Source organism: Sphingomonas glacialis (genome assembly GCF_014653575.1).
GTDB lineage: Bacteria > Pseudomonadota > Alphaproteobacteria > Sphingomonadales > Sphingomonadaceae > Sphingomonas > Sphingomonas glacialis.
This window is the reverse complement of record NZ_BNAQ01000005.1, coordinates 69,603-87,994: the sequence shown is the minus strand read 5'-3', so window position 1 is coordinate 87,994 and position 18,392 is coordinate 69,603. Positions and strand designations below refer to the sequence as shown.

Annotated in this window: 25 protein-coding genes and 1 tRNA gene; 2 read left to right on the top strand and 24 right to left on the bottom strand. The window is 69.2% G+C overall.

What is annotated here, in order from left to right:
- Nucleotides 1–129: 129 nt before the first annotated feature.
- The 16 genes from gp17 to IE187_RS15715 all read right to left on the bottom strand — a co-directional run bounded on the left by gp17 (nucleotide 130) and on the right by IE187_RS15715 (nucleotide 11,545).
- On the bottom strand, nucleotides 130–516 hold the full coding sequence (gp17, locus tag IE187_RS15790; protein ID WP_189677030.1) for a tail completion protein gp17: 387 nt from the start codon (nucleotides 514–516) through the stop codon (nucleotides 130–132).
- Nucleotides 513–710 carry a hypothetical protein gene (locus IE187_RS15785; RefSeq protein WP_133191669.1) on the bottom strand — a complete coding sequence of 66 codons (198 nt, stop codon included), beginning with the start codon at nucleotides 708–710 and terminating at the stop codon, nucleotides 513–515. The genes gp17 and IE187_RS15785 overlap by 4 nt, the downstream gene beginning before the upstream one ends.
- On the bottom strand, nucleotides 704–1,252 hold the full coding sequence (locus tag IE187_RS15780) for a head-tail connector protein (RefSeq protein ID WP_189677029.1): 549 nt from the start codon (nucleotides 1,250–1,252) through the stop codon (nucleotides 704–706). Before IE187_RS15780 ends, IE187_RS15785 begins: the two co-directional genes overlap by 7 nt.
- A 159-nt stretch (nucleotides 1,253–1,411) precedes the next feature.
- Nucleotides 1,412–2,455 (bottom strand): phage major capsid protein, encoded by a 1,044-nt coding sequence (locus tag IE187_RS15775; RefSeq protein WP_189677028.1) that lies wholly within the window; start codon nucleotides 2,453–2,455, stop codon nucleotides 1,412–1,414.
- Between the two features lie 129 nt (nucleotides 2,456–2,584).
- Nucleotides 2,585–2,782: a cold-shock protein gene (locus IE187_RS15770; protein WP_133191666.1), complete on the bottom strand. Its 198-nt coding sequence runs from the start codon at nucleotides 2,780–2,782 to the stop codon at nucleotides 2,585–2,587.
- Complete coding sequence (locus IE187_RS15765) at nucleotides 2,775–3,242, bottom strand: HK97 family phage prohead protease (protein WP_189677027.1); 468 nt, start codon at nucleotides 3,240–3,242, stop codon at nucleotides 2,775–2,777. The genes IE187_RS15770 and IE187_RS15765 overlap by 8 nt, the downstream gene beginning before the upstream one ends.
- Complete coding sequence (locus IE187_RS15760; protein ID WP_133191664.1) at nucleotides 3,239–3,553, bottom strand: DUF6127 family protein; 315 nt, start codon at nucleotides 3,551–3,553, stop codon at nucleotides 3,239–3,241. The genes IE187_RS15765 and IE187_RS15760 overlap by 4 nt, the downstream gene beginning before the upstream one ends.
- A 116-nt stretch (nucleotides 3,554–3,669) precedes the next feature.
- Nucleotides 3,670–4,827: a phage portal protein gene (locus IE187_RS15755; protein ID WP_189677026.1), complete on the bottom strand. Its 1,158-nt coding sequence runs from the start codon at nucleotides 4,825–4,827 to the stop codon at nucleotides 3,670–3,672.
- 169 nt (nucleotides 4,828–4,996) lie between these two features.
- Nucleotides 4,997–5,680, bottom strand: a complete 684-nt coding sequence (locus IE187_RS15750; RefSeq protein WP_133191662.1) for a spermidine synthase family protein — start codon at nucleotides 5,678–5,680, stop codon at nucleotides 4,997–4,999.
- Nucleotides 5,681–5,912: 232 nt separating this feature from the next.
- Nucleotides 5,913–7,262 (bottom strand): DNA-packaging protein, encoded by a 1,350-nt coding sequence (locus IE187_RS15745; RefSeq protein ID WP_189677025.1) that lies wholly within the window; start codon nucleotides 7,260–7,262, stop codon nucleotides 5,913–5,915.
- A complete protein-coding gene (locus tag IE187_RS15740) occupies nucleotides 7,259–7,816 on the bottom strand; it encodes a hypothetical protein (RefSeq protein ID WP_189677024.1) in 558 nt (185 codons plus the stop codon). Before IE187_RS15740 ends, IE187_RS15745 begins: the two co-directional genes overlap by 4 nt.
- Before the next feature lie 148 nt (nucleotides 7,817–7,964).
- Entirely contained in the window at nucleotides 7,965–8,513 is a 549-nt protein-coding gene (locus IE187_RS15735; RefSeq protein ID WP_189677023.1) for a glycine zipper 2TM domain-containing protein, read from the bottom strand.
- A gap of 71 nt (nucleotides 8,514–8,584) precedes the next feature.
- The gene (gene dapF, locus IE187_RS15730; RefSeq protein WP_189677022.1) at nucleotides 8,585–9,529 is read right to left on the bottom strand and encodes a diaminopimelate epimerase; all 945 of its coding nucleotides are present in this window, start codon (nucleotides 9,527–9,529) and stop codon (nucleotides 8,585–8,587) included.
- 84 nt (nucleotides 9,530–9,613) lie between these two features.
- Nucleotides 9,614–10,693, bottom strand: coding sequence for a DUF2855 family protein (locus tag IE187_RS15725; RefSeq protein WP_189677021.1), 1,080 nt, complete (start codon nucleotides 10,691–10,693; stop codon nucleotides 9,614–9,616).
- A gap of 57 nt (nucleotides 10,694–10,750) precedes the next feature.
- Nucleotides 10,751–11,077 carry a hypothetical protein gene (locus IE187_RS15720; RefSeq protein ID WP_189677020.1) on the bottom strand — a complete coding sequence of 109 codons (327 nt, stop codon included), beginning with the start codon at nucleotides 11,075–11,077 and terminating at the stop codon, nucleotides 10,751–10,753.
- Between the two features lie 6 nt (nucleotides 11,078–11,083).
- Complete coding sequence (locus IE187_RS15715; protein WP_189677019.1) at nucleotides 11,084–11,545, bottom strand: DUF6456 domain-containing protein; 462 nt, start codon at nucleotides 11,543–11,545, stop codon at nucleotides 11,084–11,086.
- A gap of 91 nt (nucleotides 11,546–11,636) precedes the next feature.
- On the opposite strand from IE187_RS15715, the gene IE187_RS15710 reads away from it, so the two are divergent.
- Together IE187_RS15710 and IE187_RS15705 are read left to right on the top strand one after the other, a co-directional pair.
- Nucleotides 11,637–12,221, top strand: coding sequence for a helix-turn-helix domain-containing protein (locus IE187_RS15710; protein ID WP_189677018.1), 585 nt, complete (start codon nucleotides 11,637–11,639; stop codon nucleotides 12,219–12,221).
- Nucleotides 12,221–13,000, top strand: coding sequence for a glutaminyl-peptide cyclotransferase (locus IE187_RS15705; protein ID WP_438810933.1), 780 nt, complete (start codon nucleotides 12,221–12,223; stop codon nucleotides 12,998–13,000). The genes IE187_RS15710 and IE187_RS15705 overlap by 1 nt, the downstream gene beginning before the upstream one ends.
- A gap of 47 nt (nucleotides 13,001–13,047) precedes the next feature.
- Here the strand turns inward: IE187_RS15705 and IE187_RS15700 are convergent, their stop codons facing one another.
- The 8 genes from IE187_RS15700 to IE187_RS15665 form a co-directional block, all read right to left on the bottom strand.
- Nucleotides 13,048–13,413: a hypothetical protein gene (locus IE187_RS15700; RefSeq protein WP_133191652.1), complete on the bottom strand. Its 366-nt coding sequence runs from the start codon at nucleotides 13,411–13,413 to the stop codon at nucleotides 13,048–13,050.
- A 128-nt stretch (nucleotides 13,414–13,541) separates the two neighbouring features.
- A tRNA-Val gene (locus IE187_RS15695) sits at nucleotides 13,542–13,617 on the bottom strand.
- 79 nt (nucleotides 13,618–13,696) lie between these two features.
- Entirely contained in the window at nucleotides 13,697–14,659 is a 963-nt protein-coding gene (locus IE187_RS15690) for a hypothetical protein (protein ID WP_229839445.1), read from the bottom strand.
- 196 nt (nucleotides 14,660–14,855) lie between these two features.
- The gene (locus IE187_RS15685; protein WP_189677015.1) at nucleotides 14,856–16,364 is read right to left on the bottom strand and encodes an NAD(P)(+) transhydrogenase (Re/Si-specific) subunit beta; all 1,509 of its coding nucleotides are present in this window, start codon (nucleotides 16,362–16,364) and stop codon (nucleotides 14,856–14,858) included.
- 108 nt (nucleotides 16,365–16,472) lie between these two features.
- Entirely contained in the window at nucleotides 16,473–16,781 is a 309-nt protein-coding gene (locus IE187_RS15680; RefSeq protein ID WP_189677014.1) for a proton-translocating transhydrogenase family protein, read from the bottom strand.
- Nucleotides 16,782–16,799: 18 nt separating this feature from the next.
- Nucleotides 16,800–17,015, bottom strand: coding sequence for a type II toxin-antitoxin system HicB family antitoxin (locus tag IE187_RS15675; RefSeq protein ID WP_133191648.1), 216 nt, complete (start codon nucleotides 17,013–17,015; stop codon nucleotides 16,800–16,802).
- On the bottom strand, nucleotides 17,012–17,260 hold the full coding sequence (locus IE187_RS15670) for a type II toxin-antitoxin system HicA family toxin (RefSeq protein WP_189677013.1): 249 nt from the start codon (nucleotides 17,258–17,260) through the stop codon (nucleotides 17,012–17,014). Before IE187_RS15670 ends, IE187_RS15675 begins: the two co-directional genes overlap by 4 nt.
- Before the next feature lie 9 nt (nucleotides 17,261–17,269).
- Nucleotides 17,270–18,391, bottom strand: a complete 1,122-nt coding sequence (locus IE187_RS15665; protein ID WP_189677012.1) for an NAD(P) transhydrogenase subunit alpha — start codon at nucleotides 18,389–18,391, stop codon at nucleotides 17,270–17,272.
- Between the last annotated feature and the right edge of the window lies 1 nt (nucleotide 18,392).

The following is an 18,392-nucleotide window of genomic DNA, read 5'->3' as shown; positions in this document are numbered from 1 at the left end:
CTCGGGCCGGACGCGTCCCAAAATCGTTGGTGGCAGGCACGCCGGGCACCCCAGGCGCGACATCTCCGCGTCCCAGCGTCTCCGCGCGAACAAAACCGCTCTCGAAAGGCGGAACCGCCGAGCGGCACCCTACCCCTCCGCCAACACCCGTACGCGATATTCGACGCTAGCGCTCCACGCGCCGGGCGCGCCGCCGCCGATCCGCGATCGCACCAGCACCACGCTCGCCAGCCGCCACCCGGCAAGATCGCGCGGCAGCGCCTCTATCGCCGTGCCCACCGCCGCCGCCAGCGCCTGAATCCGCGCGGGCGCCTCCCCCACATCGCGCACCGTCACGAGCAGCCGCAGCTCGCGCCCGGCGCGATCCTTGACGCTCCAGTCCCCGCTGAGAAGCTCGCCGAGCATCGCATAAGGCGGCGTCGCCTTGACGGGCGGGCCGAGATACACGCCGTTGAGCCCCGCCACCCCGCGCAGCGCGTCGAGCGCCGCCGCCTGCACCACGCGCTCCGCGCTCATGCGAGCAAACTCCCGATCCAGCGCAGTCGCGGATCGTCGAGCGAGATCCGCCCCGACAGCACGACATCCTCGCCCTCGATGCTGACCGCGACGCCCGGCAAAGCGCTGCGCAGCGCCTCCGCCACGCGCCCACGCGCGCGCTCCGCCGCCACCGCACCCGCCGCGCTCCCACGCGCCTCGAGCGCGCTCAGCATCGCACCGACCCGCGCAGCGTCACGCGCCGGAACGGCCGCCACAACGCCGTCACCGCAGCCGGCGGCGCGACACTCGCATCGCGCTCATCGAACAGATACGCCGCGAGCAACGCGACACCCTGCCGCAGCGGAGCAGGCAGCCCCGCCCACTCCACCGCGATCCCCGCCGCATAGCGCACGACCACCAGCCCCCCGCCCCCCACGCGCACCCAGCCATCCCCCGCCGCATCGATGTCGATCGCATACCGCTCAGCCGAGAGCGCACTCCCACCGCGCGTCTCGACCGCGCTGATCGCGCGCACCGGCCGCGCGCCGAGCCGCTGCCAGCCGCCTCGCGCCGTCACGCTCTCGCGCAAGGCCCGCGCGATCATCACGCGGCCAGTGAATTGCTCGGCGAGCCCCAACGCACTTTCGGCAAAGGCGGCGATGAGATCATCCTCATCGCCACTCGCCACGCGCAGAACCGCCTTGACCGCCGCCACCGCCAGCGCACGGTCGTCCGCCCCAAGCGTCACCGCGCCCGGGCCATTGTCATCGATCATGGAATGTCTCCTCTCTCCCTCTCCCAGCGGGAGAGGGAAGGGGCCCGCTCGGCGCAGCCGAGTGGGAAAGGTGAGGGCAGATCGGGCGCGCCACGTCCCCGCCCTCACCCGACCTCGCTGCGCTCGGTCACCCTCTCCCACCGGGAGAGGGAAACCGGCTCAGCTCACCGCGAACTTGAGCAGCTTGATCGCCTCGCTGTTCGCCACGCACCCGCCGATCCGCTTGGTCGCGTAGAAATTGACGAACGGCTTGTTGGTGTAGGGATCGCGCAGGATCACCGTCTCGCTCCGCTCGGCGATGAGATACCCCGCCTTGAAATTGCCGAACGCGATCGCACAGCTGTTCGCCGCCATATCGGGCATGTCCTCGGCCTCGATCACCGGATAGCCGAGCAGGCTCGCCGGCGTCCCCGCGACGAGGCTCGGGCTCCACAGGAACGCGCCGTCGCTGGTCTTGAACTTGCGGATCCGCGCAAGCGTGCTCGAATTCATCACGAACACCGCGCCCTGCCGATAGGCCCCGCGCAGCGCCTGGACGAGATCGACCAGCCGGTCCTGCGGGTTCGCCGCGAAATCGCCCGCCGCGCCGCTCGCCAGATATTGCAGCGTCCCGAAGGCACGCGCGGCATCGCCGGTCGCCGCGATCGGCGCCTGCAGGAAGCCCTTGGGCCGGTTGACGCCCGATCCGTTGACGAACGCCGCCCCTTCCGCGCGCGCGAACTCGGTCGCGATCTCGCCCGCCAGCCACTCCTCGACATCGAACGCGGCGTCGTCGAGCATCGCCTGGCTCGCGCTCGGATTGGCGTAGAGCTCGCCCATCGGCGGCGCGATCTCGGTGAAGCTCGGCGTTCCCGTGCCGCCGCGCGCATCGGTCTCCGCCGCCCAGCCCGATGGCGTGCCGCCCGTGGTCACGAGCTTGCGATACCCCGCACTCCCCACGCGCACGACATTGGCGACGCCGCGGATCGGCGAGATCGCGGTGAGCGTCGCGTCGATCTGCGCGTCGATCTCGCGCGGGATCGCATAGCCGCCGGCATCACCGCTGACGCTGCTCAGCGCCTTGATCTCGAGCGTCGCGCCCGAGCGGACGAACCCCGCAAACGCACCCTCGCCCGGCGCCCCTGCCCGCTCGAGCAACGGCCGCTGCATCGCCTCCATGTCCTGCGCCGCAAAGCTGTCGAGCGCGTCGTGCGTATCGGTCATGCTGGTCTCCTTGGTGTTGAAAAGGATCGGGCGACCACGTCCTCGGTCACCGCGCACGAAAAAGGGGCGCCGCAAGCGCGACGCCCCTTCTGCTGAACTCGAGCGGCGCATCAGCACCGCATCATGCCATCACGCTTGCTTGACGTTCTCCGCGCGTGGCCCCTTCGGCCCCTGGCCGACGTCGAACGTGACCTTCTCGCCCTCGCGCAGATCCTCGTAGCGCACGCCCTCGACGCTCGACATGTGGAAGAACATGTCGGTGCCCGATGCGTCGGCGATGAAGCCGAAGCCCTTGTCGGTCAGTCGCTTGATGGTGCCTTCAGCCATGATCGTTCCTTCGCTCCGCGCGCCGCCGCCCGGGATCGGGAACCGCGTCGGGATGCGTCGGCGTAGCAGCATCGGCGACGCGATGCACTCGCGCGGCGGGGTGCATCGGCGATGCGACCAGGCTGACCTCGACCAGCTCGAGCGCGGTCAGCTCGCGCACCCGCCCCCCGCCCAGCCGCGGCCGCACGCCGCGCGCGCGATAGCCGATCGACAACCCCGCCACCGCCCCGCTGCGCACCAGCCCCGCAAGCCGCGGATCGTCGACTCGCGCGACCACGCGCAGCCCGCGCGCATCGGTCGCGATCCGCTCGATCGCCCCGACCGGGACGCCGCGATGCTGCCACAGCAACGGCACGCCCGCGCTCACCCCGGCAAACGCCCCCGCGCGGATCACGTCGCCCCCGCGATCGACCGTATCGAAGATAGCGGCGTACCCGGCAAAGCGCACGCCGTCGCTCACTTGACCAGATCCCAGAACCCGAACTTGACCGCGAGCCCGGTCAGCAACAGCGCCGCCGCGATCCGCACCACCCAGCCGACCACCGCCTTCCACACCGAGCGCTTGGCATCGCGCCACGCGCCGAGCAGCGCGCGCAATTCGGCCATGTCCTTGGCGGCATCGGGGTCATCGAGCCCGAGCCGCGCCAGCGCACGCGCCGCCGCCAGCTCGCCGCCTTCCTCGGCGATCGCGCGCAGCGTCGCCAGATCGGCGCCTTCCTGCGCGCCCTGCGCCAGCAATTGCGCCAGCAGCGTACCCTCTGCGAGTGCCATAAAGAATCCTTTCGAAACGCCCCCTCCCATCGGGAGCGGGACGGGGCCCGCGCCGAAGGCGTGGGAAGGGTGCGGGCCGAGGTCAGGGATCGAAGGTCAGCGCGCGAGGCGCCCCCTCACCCCCCAATCGCCCCGCGCTGCGCTTCGCCCTCTCCCGGAGGGAGCGGGTTTGCGAGCCCGACCATCGCGCGCTGTTCGTCGCGCGTCAGGAACGGCGCCGCGCTCACCTGTGCCCACAGCCGCTCGCGATCCTCGGCAAGCGCCGGCACGCGGTCGAGCGCCACGCCAAGCGTCGCTCCCGCGAACCAACCCTCGACGCCTTGCGCGAGCCCGGCGAGGATCGTCCCCGCCAGCGGCAGGATCGCCTGGCGCCACAAGGCGCGGTTGGCTTCCTTGTAATTGGCATAGGTCGCATCGCCCGGCAGCCCGAGCAGCATCGGCGGCACGCCGAAGCCGCACGCGATCTCGCGCGCCGCCGCCGCCTTCATCTCGGCAAAATCGAGATCGGCCGGGGTCAGGCTCAGCGCCTGCCATTTCAATCCGCCTTCGAGCAGCATCGGCCGCCCGGCATTGCGCGCGCCGGCAAAGCTCGCATCGAGCTCGTCGCGCAACCGCGCGAACTGCTCGCCCGACAGCGCCGATCCGTCGCCCGGATCGTAGACCAGCGCACCCGATGGCCGCGCGGCATTGTCGAGCAGCGCGGTGTTCCACGCCGCCGCGGCATTGTGCAGCGCGATCGCGCCCGCCGCCGCGCCGAGACAGCCGAGCCCGTAATGATCGTCGAGCGGATGGAACGCCTTGATATGGACGATCTGCGGCCGCGGATCGTCGGCGACCAGCCGCACCGATTGCGTGCCCACGCCGTAGCGATACGCGACCGGCCACCCCCCGGCATCGGCCTCGACCGTGACGCGCTCGGGCCGCAGCGCGAACAGCTCGACCAGCCGCCCCTGCGCGTCGGTCAGCAGTTGGACATAGGCATTGCCGTGGAGCAGCAACTGCGCGGCGAGCGTCGCAGTGAGCGCCTGTCCGCCCGAGCGCGCCTGCACCAGCCGCACCAGCTCGGGCGTCCCGTCGAGCGGCGCCTCGCCGAGCGCATCGGCGATCATCCGCACCGACCGCTGCGCGACCGCGTTGCGCAGATACAGCGCGCGCACCTGTTCCTGGTAACTCGCCGGGACCCCTCCCGCGCCTTCGACGAAGCGCGAAGTGCGACGCGCCTCGAGCGCCGGACGCGACTCATCGCGCCCGGCCTTGCGACCGAACAATTTCATGCTGATCTCCTGTTTCTTCGCCCGCCCCGTCTCGCTCTCCTCCCGCGTGCGGGAGGGCGCCTTCTCGCTCCCCTCCCGCAAGCGGGAGGGGCGCCTTCTTGCTCTCCTCCCGCGTGCGGGAGGGGCTGGGGGAGGGCCTGTCCTTACCCTGCGCGTGGCGCCCGCGCGGCTACCCCCGCGTCGCGAACCAGATCACGTGGCGCGGCCCCTTGCCGTTCTGCCGCGCCTTGACGACGACTTCCTCGACATGGAACCCCGCCCCCTTCAACCGCGTGACGAAGCGCGGATCGGGCCCGGCCGACCACACCGCGAGCACACCCCCCGGCCGCAGCGCCTCGCGCGTGATCTTCAGCCCGCGCGGCGCGTACAGCCGGTTGTTCTCCGCGCGCACCAGCCCGTCGGGGCCGTTGTCGACATCGAGCAGGATCGCATCATAGCCCGCAGCCCCCTCGCTCGCGCCCGCCGCGATCGCGGCGGCGACATCGCCCTCGAACACGCGTGTGCGCGGATCGTCGAGGCAGCCGTCGGTCACCGCCGCCATCGGCCCGCGCGCCCAGGCGAGGATCTCGGGCACCAGCTCGGCGACCGTCACCTCGGCCTTCGGCCCGACCTGCCCGAGCACCGCGCGCAGCGTGAAGCCCATGCCGTACCCGCCGATCAGCACGCGCGGCGCGGCGACCTTGGCGATGCGCGCGCACGCGAGCGTTCCCAGCGCCTCTTCGGAGCCGTTCATCCGCGTGCTCATCAATTCGTTGCGATCGACCACGATCATGAAGTCCGCGCCGCGCGCATAGAGCGTCATCACGTCCCCACCGGGGATTTGCGCGCTGTCGATCAATTCCCGCGGCACCATCGCTGCGCTCCTTCATGCTCGGGCCAAGCCTGGCCGGGCCGCCGGGCCATAAGCCCAGAACCCACGAAACGAAAGGCACCGAGCGCGCCAGGCCACATACCCATGCTCCCGATCGGCCGATCGTGCGGCTGCGACAGGCTGCGTTTTGCACTCCCGTCGCCCGCCTCCCGGCCCCCTCGAGCCCATGGCGCAACCCCGCCGCCCCGCGGTGCCAAGGCCGCACGCCGCCGACTCACCACGGCCGCACGCGCGCCGCCTTGCGCTTGACGATCATCAGCTCGGTCAGCGCCCACACCAGGGCATCCGCGCGATCGGGCGATCGCCCCGGCCCGCGATACGCCCCGCCGACCACCAGCCCGCACAATTCGGCCTCGAGCGCGGCAAACACCCCGACATGCGCCACCTTGCCGCGTTCGTAGAGCGTCGCGACCGGCTCGGCCCGCGCGCCCTTGCCGAGCTTGGCATGGACCAGCGCGAGCGGCAGCGCGGCATCGGCGGCGAACAGCACGCTCGCCACCATCTGCCCGCCCTGGTTCTTCTCGGCGATCACGCGGTCGGCGCCGTGCCGCGCCGCACACGCCACCACCGCGCGCGCCCACCCCTCGGGCGAAAGCCCCGCAACGCTCGCATCCTCGAGGACATAGCCGCGCCCGTCGCGCCCGAGCGCGACCGCGACGATCCCGCACGCGTCGCCGGTCCCATCGGCACTCCCCGCCGGCGGATCGACCGCGACCACGACGCGCACACTCTCGGGCGCGGCATCGACCCGGCAATCGTCGAGCATCGCGCGCGTCCACAGCGCACCGTCGAGGTCCTCGATCAGTTCGCCCGCAATCTCCTGCCGCCCGAGCCGCGTCCCGCCGTATTGCGCCTCGATCGCCGCGAGAAAGGCATCGGGCAAATGCGGGTTGTCATGGCTGCTGCCCCGCGTCTCGACCGTCCCCGCCGCGCCCATCACGCGCTGCAGCAGCGGGACGGGGCGCGGCGTCGTCGTCACCACGACGCGCGGATCGGCGCCCTGCCGCATCCCGAGCATCAGATTGTCCCACGCCGCATCGCCGTAGCGCCATTTGGCGAGCTCGTCGCACCAGGCGATCTGATGCTCGGGCCCGCGGAGTTTCTCGGGTGCCGCCGCCGAGAACACCGCCGCGACCGCCCCCGACTCGAACTCGACGACGCCATCGGCGCGGCGATAGGCGGTCCGCTCGCCACCATGCGCGACGCTGAGCAACCCCGCCTCGCCCTCGATCATCACGCGCCGCACATCCTCCTCGGTCGCGCCGACCAGCGCGATCCGCGCCTTGGGATGCGCGCGCGCCATCGCGCTGACCCATTCGGCCCCGGCGCGCGTCTTGCCGAAGCCGCGCCCGGCGCGGATCAGCCAGACGCGCCACGCACCCGGCGGCGCGAGCTGTCCGGGATGCGCCCAATAGCGCCACGCATTGTTCAGCGTGCGCAATTGCGGGCGGCTCATGCGGTCGAGGATGGAAATCTGGTCGGCACGGTCGAGCGCGGCGAGCTGATCGAGCAGCGCGTCGAGATCGGGGCCGGCATCTGCGCGCCTGCGCTTTGCCCGCGTCATGCCAGGCCACTCCGCGCGCGCCGCCGGGCGCGCGCCGCAAGCTTGGCGAGCAAGGCATCGCGGACTTCCTCGATCGTCGTATGCTTGAAGGCGAAGGGGGTGCGGCGCCGCGCGTTGTGCGGCGTGTCCGCGGCACGCATCGCCTGATGCTGGCGCACCAGCTTGAGCGCCGCATCCGGATCGATGGGCGCCGCCGCGACCGCGCCCGGGTCGCCGATCATCGATCCGTCGTCGCGCTGCCCGAGCGCGAAAGCGAGCACTTTGGTCTCGAGCAGCTCGTATCCGAGGTCGATCGCCTCGCGCCACTGTTCGGCGAAGGCGGCGTCGCGGCGGCGCAGCGCATACACTCCGCTCGCCGAACTGCCGACCGCCTTGGCCGATTGCGCGATATTACAGGTCGCAGCGAGATGATCCAGGAACGCCACGCGCCTGGCGATGGTCCATCCGTCACCGCGCGTCGTGTACGCACGGCGCGGCTTGCCCGTGGTTGCAAGCGTGCCGAGCGTATCCGTACCCAGCGCCTCAGCGTCCTTACCGGTCGCCTCCCCCGTCATCGCGCTCTCCCATCGCTGCCGCAGCGCCAAACAAAAGGGGCCGCAGGCGTTTCCGCCCCGGCCCCTCAAGGTCGCAATTCTGCATCGTTCCTGTTATGTACCAAAACAGCGCGACGATGTCAAGCGGTTTGTACCGCTTTGGTTCGCTTTAGCGGCAGCGGACCTCGCTGTTGTTCTGGTCGACGCTCTTGCCGAGCACGCCACCGGCAATCGCGCCGAGGATCGTGCCGACGCCGCGCGAATGGCCACCTGCAATCACGTTGCCGAGCGCACCGCCACCGACCGCGCCGACGATCAGGCCCGTCGTGCCGTCGTTGCGCTTGCAGTAATAGCGGTCGTCGCTGCCGCGATAGATGCGGTCGTCGCTGCTCAGCACACGCTCCTGATAGCGGTTCGGATCGGCGCGATAATAGCGCGTCGGGTCATAGCCCGCCTCATAGCGGTCGTCGTAGCGCGGATCGGCATACCGCGGGTCGGCATAGCGCGAGTCGTTATAGGCCGGGCGGACGTCGCGATAGCCGCGCGCGCGCGCTTGCTGGTAGCGATCGAACTCGGCCCGGAAGATACCGAGCTCGGTGTCGAGACGCTGCTGCGCCTGGGCGAAGCGCTGATCTTCGGCCTGGGTCTGGGCGAGCGCAGGCGTAACGCCGGCAAGCAACAGCGCGAACGCGGGGACAAGAGAAGCGAGACGGCGCATAGGGACCTCCAATTGGTTACGGCACGATAACGACTCGACCCCGCTTTGGTTGCGACCGAACCGGCCCAATCTCAGACGATCGCGTCGACCACCCCGCGCCACGCCGCGACTTCCTCGTCATGGCGCGTCGTCACGGTGACGGGCCCGGCTGTGCGCGTCGCGAGATGAATATCGACCGAACCGCGCCATTCGACCGTCGCATTGCCCGAGAGGCGCACCATCCCGTCCTCGCGCGCCTCGGCACGGACCAGCCCGCCGCGATTGTGCACCGTGATCTCGGTGCCGAAGCCGCAGCGCCGCGTCAGGCACGCGGCGTAGGTCGATGCCGCCATCGCGCTGCCGCAACTGTCGGTGAGGCCGACGCCGCGCTCGAAGGTGCGCACGAACAGCAGATTGGCGCCGCGCACTTCGACGAACGAGACGTTGGCGCGGTTGGGCAGCCAGTCGGGCGCCGCCTCGCATTGTGTGCCGAGCGCGACGAGCTCCGCCTCGGCGATCGTCTCGACGAAGCAGACGAGATGCGGGTTGGGAATCGCCACTGCGGTAAACACGCGCTCGCTGCCGAGCGGCGCGATCGGCGCCTCGACGATCCGCTCGACGCCAATGTGCATCGGCCAGTGCGACACGTCGAGATCGACCGGGCCGGCCACCTCGCGGATCGTCACCACGCCCGCGGCAAGATCGGGATCGCGCGAGACGTGCGCGTCCGACAACTTGAGCCGCACGCGCGCCTCGTCGATCCCCAATGCCTCGAACCCGGCGCGCGCGACGCAGCGCAAGCCGTTGAGGCACGTCTCGGCCTCGCTCCCATCCGAATTGAACATCCGCATCCCGAAATCGTGCGTCGCATCACCGGCGGTGAGCAGCAGGATCCCGTCGCCCCCCACACTCCCGCCGCGATCCGCGAGCGCGACCGCGACGCGCGCCCATTCGTCTTCGGACAGCGCGAGGTCGCGCGCGTCGATCAGCGGGAAATCATTGCCCGAACCGTGGCATTTGAGAAAGTCGATCTGCATGGTCAGCGCCTTAACGGGTGCACGGGGAGGGCAACAAGCCGCGCGCGATGACTCGCGCGCAACGGACGGCGAGCGCCGCGTGGGTCAGAACCGGATGCAATAGCCGGTGTCGGGCTTCGCCTGCCCCGCGACCTGCAACCGCCAGATCCGCTGGAGCGCATCGATCCCGCTGTCCTCGGCGACTTTCACCAGCCCCGCCGCAAGCTCGACAAAGCCGTCCCACTGCGCCGCGACCGCCACGTTGAACGCGTCCTGGCCGATCTCGCCGATCAGCGTCGTCGCAGCGTCGGGCGCAAAGAACCAGACGGGCTTGGGAGCGAGCGGCAGCGCGGACGCGGTGGCGGCGTCGTGATGCGTCACCCCGACGCGCAGGCTGTGCGCGATCCGCCCCGCCAGCCGCGCATAGACCGCCTCGAGCACTGCGGCATCGCCGGCGAAATCGATCAGCACGCTCGATCCCGTCGGGGCGAGCGTATCGATCGCATCGTAGGCGAGCACGCTGTCGTACAGCCCGGTGCCCTCGACGAAGCCGACATTGGCGGCCGCGGTCAGCCCGATCCGCGTCAAGCCGGGGCTGCGCGCCCGCAGCACATAGGCGGCGGCGAGCGCGGTCTTGCTCGATGCGCTCGTCAGCACGACGCTTTGCGCGCCGTGGTGGTCGGCGCGGCGCAGCGCGTCCTCGATCAGGAAGCTTGTCAGGAACAGCGGCTCGAACAGCATCCGCAGCGCCTCGCGCTCGGGCGTCGCGGGCAGTTCGGCGCCGAGCCGGCGATATTGGTTGTAGACCGCGCTCATCGGCTGGCGGTGCGGCGCCATGTCGCGGAACAGCCCGCGGCCGATCTTGCCGGGCGTGACGAGCAGGTGCGATGCCATCGGCATGAAGCCATAGACGCGCTCGCCGACCGCGATCTCCGCGCAGCGCGAGGCGACGACGCGCGCAAAGCCCCAGGCCGGCACCACGCCCCACCCCTCGGGCGCGGGGAAGAACTTCCAATAGCCGACGGTCTCGCCGACCACGCCGTTGGTCACGGTATTGGCGGTGATCGCGATCGCCTCGACCTGGAGCAGCACCTCGCCTGCGCCTGGGTCCGACACGAGCGTTTCGTTCACCGCCAATTGGTCGAGCGCATCGCGGCGCACGAGCATTTCCCGCTTGATCGGCATGGCAGTCTCCTCGTTGCGTCGGCGCACCTTGGCGTGCCGCGCGGTGCGAGGCCAGCGTTATACCGGGTGCGTAACGTCGTGCAGCATCGGCACCCCATAGGACCATGCCGCGGCTGCGCACCTTGGCGTGGGCCTCGTCGGCTGTAGCTCCTGCGCCAGAGCGAGCTGCTCGGCCAACACCAGCGCGACGAGTTGCGAGCGGTACAGCTTTTCGAGATCCTCGTGCATCGCGCGAATCGAATCGCACAGTGCCAGTCCGGCCAGCTCGAGCTGCGTGTTGATCTGGTGTTGCAAGTGCGCGGCATGGGTCGACAAGGGCATGCCGCGGGTTTCCGTGATAGGAATGAGGGAAACGTGCGCGAGCGTGGTTAAGAGCCGCGCCACGCCGCTTCATCGCAGACCGTAGAAATCGGCCAGCCGGTCGAGCGCGAGCGTCAGCACCAGCCGCCCCGCGCGCTGTGGCCAGCCGAGCGCCTTTTCGGCGACCGGCAGCCCCTCGCCCGCGCACACCACACGCCACAGTACATCGCTCAACCCCTTGCCGACCGCCGCGATCGCCGCGTCGAAGCGGCGCTTGGCGGCGATCTGCGCAAGCGTCGGGTCGAGCGCATCGCTCCCGCCATCGACGCGCGCACTCCAGCTCATCGTGACTCGCGGCGCGATCGCCGCGCGCTCGTAATCGGCGCGCAACCGCTCGCCCGCCTCGAACTGCCGCGCGTCGACCAGCCCGCGCGCCCGCAGCCAAGCGAGCGGCGACTCGGCCTGGTTGACCGTCACCCGGCGCCCTCCCTTCGCCGCTGGCGCGTCGCCCACCACACCGTCTATGAAATTGCGCTCAACCAGCTCCCGCATCGTTCAGCTCCTTGCTTGAGTCGCGTAGGGGATTGCCATGCGGGCGCGCTTGTAGGACAGCGAAAAAACCGATCTGGTTAGGAGCTTGCCGATGATCACCGCGATTCGCGAAGTCCGTCGCGCCAAGGGGATGACGCTCGACGACGTCGCCCGCGCCTGCGTCCCGCCAACCACCGCCCAAACGATCGGCCGCCTCGAAACCGGAACGCGCACAGTTTCCGTCGCCTGGCTAAACCGTATCGCAGCAGCACTCGGCGTTCAGGCGGCCGATCTCGTCACGCTGCCCGACCGCGTCGAGATCGCCGTCGCCGCGCTGCTCGATCCAAGCGGCGCGCACGCTCCGCGTCAGCCCGCGACGATCGTCCCACCAAGCGCCGCGCCAGAGCATGTCGCGGTCAGCGTCCAGGCCGGGGTCGGCGAATATCGCGCGGGCGACCAGATCTGGTGCGCGCGGATCGCACCCGATCGCTTTGCCAGTGCACTCAATCGCGACGTCCTCGTCCCGCGCCCCGCCGGCCGCTTCCTGTTCGGGCGACTGATCGGTCGTGAGGGGCCAGAACCAGCCGGCGGCGGCGGCAAGCTCCATCTGCTCCCGCTCGGACCGGGGTCGCGCCAGCAAGTCGTCGCCGACCCGGCATGGATCGCGACCGCCGTCACCTTGGTGCGCAGCCTGTGATGCGCGCTCTGCTGCTCGCCGCCCTGGCCGCGCTGCAAGGCGCCGCCGCGCCCGCGCCCGTCGCCACGCCTGCGCCGATCACGCCCGAACCGGCGCGCATCCTCGCAAGCTATCCGCACGACACCAGCGCGTTCACCGAAGGCCTGCTGATCGACCGCGGCACGCTTTACGAAAGCACCGGCCGCGAGGGACAATCTGACATCCGCCGCGTCGACCTGACGAGCGGTCGCGTCCTCGCCCGCGCGAAGCTCCCGCCCGCGCTGTTCGGCGAGGGGATCGTCGCGTGGCGCAACGACCTTTTCAGCGTCACTTGGCACGGCGGCCAGGGCTTCCGCTGGAGCTTGCCCGCGCTCAAGCGCAGCGGCGGCTTCCGCTATGATGGCGAAGGCTGGGCGATGACCGAGGACGGCCGCAATCTGATCCTGTCCGACGGGACGCCCGTGCTGCGCTATCTCGATCCCAAGACGCAGAAAGTCGTGCGCCGGCTTACCGTGACGCTCGGCGGGCGACCGCTCGAACGGCTCAACGAGCTCGAATATGTCGATGGCGAGATTCTCGCGAACATTTGGATGACGCGCTATATCGTGCGGATCGATCCCGCCGACGGGCATGTCCGCGGCGTGATCGACCTCGCGCCGCTGATCGCGCAAGTGGGCACAACCGATCGCGATTCGGTACCCAACGGGATCGCGTACGATCGTGCCGCGCATAAGCTCTACGTGACGGGCAAGAACTGGCCGCGCCTGTTCGAGATCGCACGGCCCCAGCGCCCGTCGTAACGCACGCCGGGAAGGCGGGAACGGCAACGCCGCCCCGCCCCATCCCCTCAGCAGCTGCAGCCGAAGCCCTTTTTGAGGATGAGCTTGCCGGCGACCGACAGCGTGACCTGGACGCCGCACGGGATGCCCCATTTGGTGCAAATGTCGAGGCACGCCTGCACCGCGGTGCCCTCGGGCACCCAGGCGGGGACGGTGAAGCACTTACTCCCGATGCCGAGCGGCAGGTTGATGCAGACCTTGTGGTTCTTGACCGTGACACTGATGCACTGCGCCCCGATCATCATCGCGCCGTCGGTCAGTTCCATCGCGCCGGGGGCCAGGCTCGCGTGCAGCTCATCGCTATGCGCCTTCGCGGCCGCCAGCGATTGCTTGATGATCTCCGAATCGAATGATGCATGCTCGTGCGTCGCCATGATGATCCTCCTTGTTTTTGCCAGGTTTTGGCAGCGACAAGTCTATCAAGGCTTTGAACACGACTGAGCGGAGACGCACCCATTTCGGCGGGAAGCGACGCGTGTGTGGCAAGGGGAGGCGGTGGGAGTGGTGGGCGATGACGGGCTCGAACCGCCGACATTCTCGGTGTAAACGAGACGCTCTACCAACTGAGCTAATCGCCCCAATCGCGCTTTGGCGCGTCGGTGGAGCGCGACTGCCACGCCTTGCGGCGCAAGGCAAGCCGGCCGATCGCCAAAGCCACTAGCCAAGCGCCATCCCAGCGGCCCGCAATGCCGCGAAATAGTGCCGCATCCCCATACTCGCGCGCCGCGAAAGGCCCATGAACGCGCGGCGGCGGTCGAAGGGATCGGGACGGCGTTCGAACAGCCCCGCTTCGGTCATCCGTGCGATCCAGCGCAGCGCGGTCGTTGGCGCCACCGCCGCGGCGATGCACAGGCTCGATACCGAAACTTGCGCTCGCTCCAATTCGGCGGCGAACAGATCGAGCAGCATGTCCCAGGCAGGGTCCTCGAACAGTCCTGCGCCGAAATGCTGGTCGCGCAAGCGTCGCGCGCGAATCGCCTTGCGGATCTCGCGGGCGGCAATCTCCACGGGCGGCGCGTCGATCGACTGCGTGCGATACGATAGCGTCGGCTCCTCGACGCTGTGGGCGAAGCCAGGATCGGCATGGGGTGCCGAGTCATCGCGCGTCAGCCGCGCGAGCGTTTCGGCGATCCGCGCGACTTCTTCGTGCAGGCGCCGCAGTCGCGTGGCTTCGCTCTCGCGCACGACGTCATAGGCGCGCTCGCCGTGCCCGCTGGCGGCCAGACACAGCGCGACGACGCGATCGGCGAGTGTCGGGCCACATAGCAGATCGACGCCCGCCCCGGTCAGCGCCCCTGCAACCAGATCGATCTGGCGCGGTTCGATCGTCGCGACGATGCGGGTGGTGTCGCGACGCGCGATGCCGTCGAGCACCGGCAGCACATGGGCGAGCACCGCATCGTCGACCCCGGCAGCTTCGGCGAGCACGATTCCGACCGCGCCTTGCTGCTCGAACCGGTCGAGCGCGTCAGCCCACCCGACGCGGGCGAGCAAGCGTCCTTGCGCCGCGGCGACCGCATCCTCGGCGTTTCGGACTGCGTCCTGGTCCGCGATGATCAACACGCCCCCGCCCGAAGCGCCGCGGGCGGACCAGTTCGTCGATTGCGTGATCGCCATCATGCCCGCCCGCCCCCAATGCCCGGCGGATGCCGTGCCGACATCCGCAAATTACGCATTACTCCGAAACGGGGTAGCCTAAGTCACGCCGATTCGGGGGTAACCGCCGCGGAGCTCAGGGATCGAATCAGCAATCAGATCCGAAACGGACGAGACCGCTTTGGAACGCCCCGGACAATCCCGCCGGATCGGCGCGCGCTTATTCGATCGCCTTGACGATTTCCTCGACCATCTTCTTGGCGTCGCCAAGCAGCATCATCGTGTTGTCCATGTAGAACACGTCGTTGTCGACGCCGGCATAGCCGACCCCGCCCATCGAGCGCTTGATGAACAACACGGTCTTGGCCTTTTCGACGTCGAGCACGGGCATGCCGTAGATCGGCGAGGTCTTGTCGGTCTTGGCCGCCGGGTTGGTGACGTCGTTGGCGCCGATCACGAAGGCGACGTCGGTCTGCGCGAATTCGGAGTTGATGTCCTCGAGCTCGAACACGTCGTCATACGGCACGTTCGCCTCGGCGAGCAGCACGTTCATGTGCCCCGGCATGCGGCCTGCGACCGGATGGATCGCATATTTCACGCGGACGCCATGTTCCTTGAGCTTGTCGCCCATCTCGCGCAGCACGTGCTGCGCCTGGCTCACTGCCATGCCGTAGCCCGGCACGATGATGACCTGTTCGGCCTGGCCGAGCAGGAAGGCGGCGTCCTCGGCGCTGCCGCGCTTCCAGGGTCGGTCGGTCGCAGCTGCCGCCGCACCGCCTGCGCTGTCGCCGCCGAAGCCGCCCGCGATCACGCTGATGAAGCTGCGGTTCATCGCCTTGCACATGATGTAGCTGAGGATCGCGCCCGACGAGCCGACCAGCGCACCAGTGATGATCATCGCCGTATTGTGCAACGTGAATCCCATCGCCGCCGCCGCCCAGCCCGAATAGGAATTGAGCATCGACACGACGACCGGCATGTCCGCGCCGCCGATCGGGATGATCAGCAGAAAGCCGATCACGAAGCTCAGCGCCGTGATCGTCCAGAAGATCCACGGGCTCTGGTCCTGCGTGAAATAGGCGATCAGCCCGAGGATCGCGGCGAGCACGCCGAGATTGATGACATGGCGCCCCGGCAGCATGATCGGCTTGCCGCCCATATTGCCGTTGAGCTTGAGGAAGGCGATGACCGAGCCCGAGAAGGTGATCGCGCCGATCGCGACGCCGAGGCCCATTTCGATCCGGCTGACCGGGAAGATGTAGGCGAGCGGCACGCCGGTGTCGGTGACAAGCATCTGCGCGATGCCGAACGCACCGGGGTTCAGATAGGCAGCGCACGCGACGAGCACTGCAGCCAGACCGACCAGCGAATGGAACGCCGCGACGAGCTGCGGCATGTCGGTCATCGCGATGCGGCGCGCCGTGGTCACGCCGATCACCGCGCCGATGCCGATCGCGGCGAGGATCTCGACGAAGGTCAGCGCATCGATGCGCGACAGCATCGCGACATAGTCGAAGCCGGTGTCGGTCGTCCCGACCGCGAGCGTCTGGATTGTCGGGACGTGCGTGATGAGCGTCGTCACCACCGCGATGGTCATGCCGATGATGCCCATGCGGTTGCCGCGCTGCGAGGTCGCCGGGCTCGACAGCCCGCGCAGCGCGAGGATGAAGCACACCCCGGCGACGAGATAGGCGAGCGATGCCCAGGGATTGACCGTTAAATGTTCCACGTGTTCGAACCCCTTACCGTCACCCCGGACCTGTTCCGGGGTCCACCGCGCCATTTGCCCCAGCGTCAGTGGATGAGTGGACCCCGGCACAAGGCCGAGGTGACGAAATTACTGTTTCGCCGCCGCCGGCGCCTTCTTCTTGTACATCGCCAGCATCCGCGCAGTGACCGCAAAGCCGCCGAAGATGTTGACGCTCGCCAGCACGACGGCAAGCAGCCCGAGCCATTTCGACGTCGCCCCGCCGCCGCCGATACCGGCTGCAGCAGCCGCAATCAGCGCGCCGACGATGATCACCGAGGAGATGGCATTGGTCACCGCCATCAGCGGCGTGTGGAGCGCCGGCGTGACCGACCAGACGACGTAATAGCCGACGAAACAGGCCATCACGAAGATCGAGAGAATCGAGATGAAATCCATAGTCAGTCCCCCAGTCGGTCAGGCGGCGGCGCGGCGGGGTTGCGGGACGGGACGCCCCATTTCCCGCGCCGCCTCGATCCAGCACCCGATCGCGTCGTAGATATTGTCGAGCGCCTCTTGCGGGGTCTCGCCGTCGGAACGGCAGCCCGGAAGTTCCGGGGCAACCGCAGTATAGCCGCCGCCATCCGCGGCGGAGAGCGGCAGGATGTCGACTTCGTAATCGAACGGATTCATCTCCGTAATCCCTGCACTGCGTCGACGAACCGTACGAGCTCCCGAATGTAGATCGGCTTGATCGGCCGATGCGCCGGGATCGTCAGGATTTCGGGTCGCTCGACATGCTTCACCTTAGAATGTGACCCCTTGCGCGGTGGCGTGCAAGCGATCCCGAACCCGTCGCACAGCGCCGCCACATCCTCGATCCGCCAATCGCGCGGGTTGGCGCGCATGCGCTCGAGGAGTTTGTCGGCATTGGCCACGGCCGGGCATCATCCCAGCAACCGCGCGTTGACGACCTTGCCACCCTGCGTCAGCCGGATCGCATCGCCGATCTCGGTGTCGAGCACGGGCTTGCCGGCCTCCTTGTCCCAGAAGGCATTGAGGAAATTGTACAGGTTACGCGAGAACAGCGCCGACGCATCGGCCGCAAGCCGCGACGCCACGTTGCGATAGCCGACGATCGACACGCCGTTGACCACGACCACCTCGCCCGCAACCGCGCCCTCGACATTGCCGCCCGCCTCGACCGCGAGATCGACGATCACCGAACCCGGCTTCATGCTTGCCACCTGTGCCGCCGAGATCAGCCGTGGCGCGGGGCGCCCCGGGATCAACGCCGTGGTGATGACGATATCCTGCTTGGCGATATGGCCGGAGACCAGTTCGGCCTGCGCCGCCTGATATTCGGGGCTCATCTCGCCGGCATAGCCGCCCGAGCCCTCGCCCTCGATGCCGGCGACGTTCTCGACGAAGATCGGCTTGGCGCCGAGCGACTGGATCTGCTCCTTGGTCGCCGAGCGCACATCGGTCGCCGAGACCTGCGCGCCCAAGCGCCGCGCGGTGGCGATCGCCTGCAGGCCGGCGACGCCGACGCCCATCACGAACACCCGCGCGGCCGACACGGTGCCCGCCGCGGTCATCATCATCGGGAAGGCGCGGCCATAGACGCCCGCGGCGTCGAGCACCGCCTTATACCCGGCGAGGTTCGACTGCGACGACAGGATATCCATCGACTGCGCGCGCGTGATGCGCGGCATGAACTCCATCGCGAGCGCTTCGAGCCCGGCGGCGGCATAGCCGTCGATCCGCGCGCGGTCGGCAAACGGGTTGAGCCCGGCGACGAGCCAGGCGCCCGGCGCCACGCCCGCCAGCGCATCGGCCGACGGCCCCTGCACGCCAAGCACGATCTCGGCCCCCGCGAGCGTCGCCGCGCGATCAGCGACGGTCGCGCCAACCGCCGTATAATCGGCATCTGCGATCGACGCGGTCGCGCCCGCGCCGATCTCGACGGCGACGGTCGCGCCGAGCGCCAAGAATTTCTTGACCGTTTCTGGGGTCGCGGCAACGCGGCGCTCGCCCTCGACGGTTTCGCGGAGGACGGCAATCTTCATG

Bases quoted from the DNA above. Each gene is read 5' to 3' on its own strand.
- gp17 (WP_189677030.1), bottom strand. From the start codon at position 516: ATGAGCGCGGAGCGCGTGGTGCAGGCGGCGGCGCTCGACGCGCTGCGC.
- IE187_RS15785 (WP_133191669.1), bottom strand. From the start codon at position 710: ATGCTGAGCGCGCTCGAGGCGCGTGGGAGCGCGGCGGGTGCGGTGGCG.
- IE187_RS15780 (WP_189677029.1), bottom strand. From the start codon at position 1,252: ATGATCGATGACAATGGCCCGGGCGCGGTGACGCTTGGGGCGGACGAC.
- IE187_RS15775 (WP_189677028.1), bottom strand. From the start codon at position 2,455: ATGACCGATACGCACGACGCGCTCGACAGCTTTGCGGCGCAGGACATG.
- IE187_RS15770 (WP_133191666.1), bottom strand. From the start codon at position 2,782: ATGGCTGAAGGCACCATCAAGCGACTGACCGACAAGGGCTTCGGCTTC.
- IE187_RS15760 (WP_133191664.1), bottom strand. From the start codon at position 3,553: ATGGCACTCGCAGAGGGTACGCTGCTGGCGCAATTGCTGGCGCAGGGC.
- IE187_RS15755 (WP_189677026.1), bottom strand. From the start codon at position 4,827: ATGAAATTGTTCGGTCGCAAGGCCGGGCGCGATGAGTCGCGTCCGGCG.
- IE187_RS15750 (WP_133191662.1), bottom strand. From the start codon at position 5,680: ATGGTGCCGCGGGAATTGATCGACAGCGCGCAAATCCCCGGTGGGGAC.
- IE187_RS15745 (WP_189677025.1), bottom strand. From the start codon at position 7,262: ATGACGCGGGCAAAGCGCAGGCGCGCAGATGCCGGCCCCGATCTCGAC.
- IE187_RS15740 (WP_189677024.1), bottom strand. From the start codon at position 7,816: ATGACGGGGGAGGCGACCGGTAAGGACGCTGAGGCGCTGGGTACGGAT.
- IE187_RS15735 (WP_189677023.1), bottom strand. From the start codon at position 8,513: ATGCGCCGTCTCGCTTCTCTTGTCCCCGCGTTCGCGCTGTTGCTTGCC.
- dapF (WP_189677022.1), bottom strand. From the start codon at position 9,529: ATGCAGATCGACTTTCTCAAATGCCACGGTTCGGGCAATGATTTCCCG.
- IE187_RS15725 (WP_189677021.1), bottom strand. From the start codon at position 10,693: ATGCCGATCAAGCGGGAAATGCTCGTGCGCCGCGATGCGCTCGACCAA.
- IE187_RS15715 (WP_189677019.1), bottom strand. From the start codon at position 11,545: ATGCGGGAGCTGGTTGAGCGCAATTTCATAGACGGTGTGGTGGGCGAC.
- IE187_RS15710 (WP_189677018.1), top strand. From the start codon at position 11,637: ATGATCACCGCGATTCGCGAAGTCCGTCGCGCCAAGGGGATGACGCTC.
- IE187_RS15705 (WP_438810933.1), top strand. From the start codon at position 12,221: ATGCGCGCTCTGCTGCTCGCCGCCCTGGCCGCGCTGCAAGGCGCCGCC.
- IE187_RS15700 (WP_133191652.1), bottom strand. From the start codon at position 13,413: ATGGCGACGCACGAGCATGCATCATTCGATTCGGAGATCATCAAGCAA.
- IE187_RS15690 (WP_229839445.1), bottom strand. From the start codon at position 14,659: ATGATGGCGATCACGCAATCGACGAACTGGTCCGCCCGCGGCGCTTCG.
- IE187_RS15680 (WP_189677014.1), bottom strand. From the start codon at position 16,781: ATGGATTTCATCTCGATTCTCTCGATCTTCGTGATGGCCTGTTTCGTC.
- IE187_RS15675 (WP_133191648.1), bottom strand. From the start codon at position 17,015: ATGAATCCGTTCGATTACGAAGTCGACATCCTGCCGCTCTCCGCCGCG.
- IE187_RS15665 (WP_189677012.1), bottom strand. From the start codon at position 18,391: ATGAAGATTGCCGTCCTCCGCGAAACCGTCGAGGGCGAGCGCCGCGTT.